The sequence below is a fragment of the Chloroflexota bacterium genome (genome assembly GCA_009840355.1).
Classification (GTDB): Bacteria; Chloroflexota; Dehalococcoidia; order Lucifugimonadales; family JADFKI01; genus Bin90.
On record VXNZ01000052.1, the window covers coordinates 1 to 3,634 of the forward strand.

General features: G+C 54.5%; 4 protein-coding genes and 1 tRNA gene. 4 read left to right on the forward strand and 1 reads right to left on the reverse strand.

The features are described from left to right. The first annotated feature begins 86 nt into the window (after positions 1-86). A complete protein-coding gene (locus tag F4X57_13635; protein MYC08191.1) occupies positions 87-359 on the forward strand; it encodes an NUDIX domain-containing protein in 273 nt (90 codons plus the stop codon). Between the two features lie 93 nt (positions 360-452). After that, positions 453-529 (forward strand) — tRNA-Val (locus F4X57_13640). A 198-nt stretch (positions 530-727) separates the two neighbouring features. Here F4X57_13640 and F4X57_13645 read toward each other — a convergent pair. Beyond that, entirely contained in the window at positions 728-1,639 is a 912-nt protein-coding gene (locus F4X57_13645) for an IS1595 family transposase (protein MYC08192.1), read from the reverse strand. Between the two features lie 517 nt (positions 1,640-2,156). Between F4X57_13645 and F4X57_13650 the strand changes: the two genes are divergently transcribed. Together F4X57_13650 and F4X57_13655 are read left to right on the forward strand one after the other, a co-directional pair. Then, positions 2,157-2,564, forward strand: coding sequence for a hypothetical protein (locus F4X57_13650; GenBank protein MYC08193.1), 408 nt, complete (start codon positions 2,157-2,159; stop codon positions 2,562-2,564). Between the two features lie 951 nt (positions 2,565-3,515). Next, the coding region (locus F4X57_13655; protein MYC08194.1) for a cupin domain-containing protein at positions 3,516-3,634 on the forward strand (119 nt) is incomplete at its 3' end.

Genomic DNA, 3,634 nt, shown 5'->3' on the forward strand with positions numbered 1-3,634 from the left:
GGGAGTACGACGCCTCCGAGGAGCAGGGCGCAGTCCTCGACGCCACAGCAGGCCGCGGACTGTAGGGAGGACTCGTCCGGGGAACGATGCTGCTGGCGCCGATCGCGGTCTATCTGCTGCTGGTCAGGGGCGACAGTATCCTGATGCTCCGTCGGTACGACACGGGGTTCGCGGACGGCTCCTACAGCATGATCGCGGGCCACGTCGAGGCAGGCGAGGACCTCAAGACCGCCATGATCCGCGAGGCGAAGGAAGAGGCAGGTATAGACCTCTCGCCGACGGACTTGGAAGTGGTTGGGGTCATCCACTCGATGAGCGACAGGGAGTATGTCAACTTCTTCCTGAAGGGGGCTACCTAGCTGTTTAGCCGGAGGTGTGAGTAACGCCCCTGCTACGTGCGAGGGTTGGACGTGACGGGCTATTCCCTTGACATCGAATGATAAACTGGTGGAGACGGGGTGGCCGAGTGGTTCAAGGCGGCGGTCTGACAAACCGCATATGCGGGGTTCAATTCCCGCCCCCGTCTCCACCAGTTGACGAACTGTAGTCCGAAGTGCCCCCAAAAGTCAATGTAGTAGCCACTACTGCTTAGGCTTGGCAGGCTTGCCCTTGCTGACGAGGGGCTTGGTGGGTTTGAGCACGAAGTCCACTACCTCGTCGAATGAGGCATCGACCTCTGGGAGCCTCAACCCCTGAGTCTTGGGACGCGCCTTACTCGGCTTGGCCATCACTTAGCTCCTACTAGGTCTTGATAGCGCAGCCGCTTGCCCTCCATCGCCTTGATTATCTTCCCTATACGGTCTACAGCGTCAAGCGCACGGTCGTTGTGCCGACTACTGAATTCCGCCAGGTAGCGGTTTAGGTGCTTACGGCTAAGAGTATGATACGTCCCCTTATAGCTCCTCTTCAATATGGACCAGAACGCTTCAATGCCGTTAGTGGAAACGCGGCCTCGAGCGTAGACTCCCCAACTATGAGTCACGGTGTGATGCTCACGTGGGAGCTTGGCATAGCCTTGATGCTCGTCACTATAAACCACTGCACTACGCTCTGTACGCTTTACCACGTAGTTATGCATGGTGCGTCGGTCAGCGTTCTCTATCACATGCGCCCTAACCTGCTTAGTAGGACGATCAAGTATCCCTATGACAGCCACCTTTCCAGCGTATTTGCCTAGACGCTGGTCAAAGTGCCGGTTGTAGTCTGAGCCGCCCACGTATGTCTCATCGACCTCAACCGGACCTGCAAACTTCTCACGCTTAGGCACCATAGCCTTGCGTATCCGATGAGCCAGGTACCAAGCCGTTTGTTGATGCACGCCCAAGTATTTAGTCAGATTGGTACTAGACACACCTTTAGGGTCGGTAGTGAGCAAGTAGATTGCCCACGCCCAAGCGGTCAACGGCAGTCTCGAATTGTGCATCAGCGTGCCGCTCTTGACTGAGAAGTGGTGGCGGCACCCTTGCTCGCGGCAACGGAACGGTTGGGGCTTACGACTAGCGACCTTAGCCACGTTCAGCGAGCCGCACTTGTAACACGCTATGCCATTAGGCCAACGCCTGTTTATGAAGAACTGCTCAGCCGATTCCTCAGTACCGAATAGCCTAAACGCCTGCTGTAGGGTCAAGTTCTTACCCATAGCCGCCCTCCTTATTGAGAATACTAACTCCAATAACGCTCCCTAATCAAGGCTATTTGCAGGCTATTGGGACGCCTATTTGAACCTGTCAAGTATGAACAATAGTGCTAGGGCAATATAGGCGAACGGTTGAAGTGGTCGGATTAACTCGGATAAGAGTTCCATGTAACCCCTCTTTGTTTGACGTTGCCGTCTCAACAGCTAATCCTATAGGTGACTCCTTTCCTCTTTGTGGAGTCACGCCCGTCGGGTCGGCCAACCTGGCGGGCATTTCTATTGTAGGCGCCCAAAGTCGAACTTGCAAGGCTGCTATTGACTTCCGCAGTCAGAGGGCTATGATGAGGAATGTCAGGAACCCTCGCCGTCGAGTGCGGCGGAAGGCGGAGCCCGCGCGGGTCAGGGCACCCATGCCCTCTTGTCTGCCTTCACAGGGGTTCCTGACAGAAACCTGCTCACGCGGGCGAGAGGGCACCTTGTGCTAGGCGCACTTCCCGCACCGCAGAAAGGAATACGCGATATGCGTATGCGAAGCATCCTAGCCATTATGCTAACCGCTCTGACAATTCTCGCCCTGTCCAGTGTGGCGGCTGCGGCTGACGAGCCCAGGTGTGCGAATACTGATAGCACGCAAGGCTTTGAGCAAGACTGTAACGGTGATGGGGTGGTAGTCCAGTACCTACTTAGGTTCCCGCTCGACGATAAGGAACCGTTCGAGTGGTGGACGACAGTCAACTCAGCCGAGCATCTGCCTCAGAAGACCGGAGTCATACCTGCTGACGAGTTCGGCCCGGAAGTAGTATTCGAGTACTACACCTACCGCTCTTGCGATGCTGATAAGGGCATTCACTACCAGAACAGAACCGCGTACCTGTTCAGAGACTGTGAGGCTCCAATATCGTATGAGCGAGCGCTGGACTTACTCTAGTCGGAGATAACAGGGAGGGGAGTCAACAGCTCGGTTCCCCTCCCTAAGCCATAAGATGGGCGGTTTACTAATATTCGTAGGATTGGCGCTGGCTGCTAGCTGCGCATGCTATTGGATTAAAGACTCTAGCGGCGAGGAAAAATATGGACTGACTATCGGAATCGTAGTCGGAATATGCGCTTCAATAGTAGGACTAACCTGGCTAAATCCCTCCTCGGAGCCTTAGCACTCAAAAGCAAGCAGAGACTTAAACCTGCTAATCCCCAACCGATGACTGGTAGCAATGCAGTTTCCATACCTTTAGTATACTATTGCGCCATGATTTCGTTATACACTACATAGACGTAGTGTGGTGGCACTTTGGTCAGACGACCTTCACCACCCTCTGATTGATTATCGCATTCATACCAAACTGAGCAGATGAGATAGTGCTCTAACGCACGTGCATAGCCCGATGACCTAGTGCGGTATATCAACTCCATCACGTCATAAGGTTCGTACAGTTCGTATTCGTGGAGCCGCTGTTCAGGTCGGCCAGTTATGCCTACCTTGAAAGGAACGCCTTCCTTTTCTAATGACATTAGTCTACAGCGTAAGTCTTTGAACACATCTCTGGGATGGCCAGTGAGAATACCCTGCTTAACTAGTCTCACACTTGACTCCACGCCATAGGAATGGAGCCAACATAATAACCGTCTGATTCTAGGTCAACACCTTGCTACTCACACCTCGGGCTAAACAGCTAGGTAGTCCCCTTCCTGAAGGCCTCGGCGTGGTCGGGCCAAGTAACCAACATGGAGCCGGACAAGTGCGACGACCTGCGCTGGTTCGACATGGCCGACCTGCCGGAGAACACGGTTCCCTACGCCCGGCAAGGCGTTGAGAATTACCGTAGCGGCGTCTGGTTCGGCAGCATGGGCTGGCAGTAGAAGAATTGTCCGGGAGACAGAGATGGACCTGATAGACCTCGCTGACAAGCTGTCACAGTTCGATGAGTACTGGAGCCCCCGGATCATCGGGGAGGTCAACGACTCCTACGTGAAGCTGGCCAAACTCAACGGGGAGTTCGT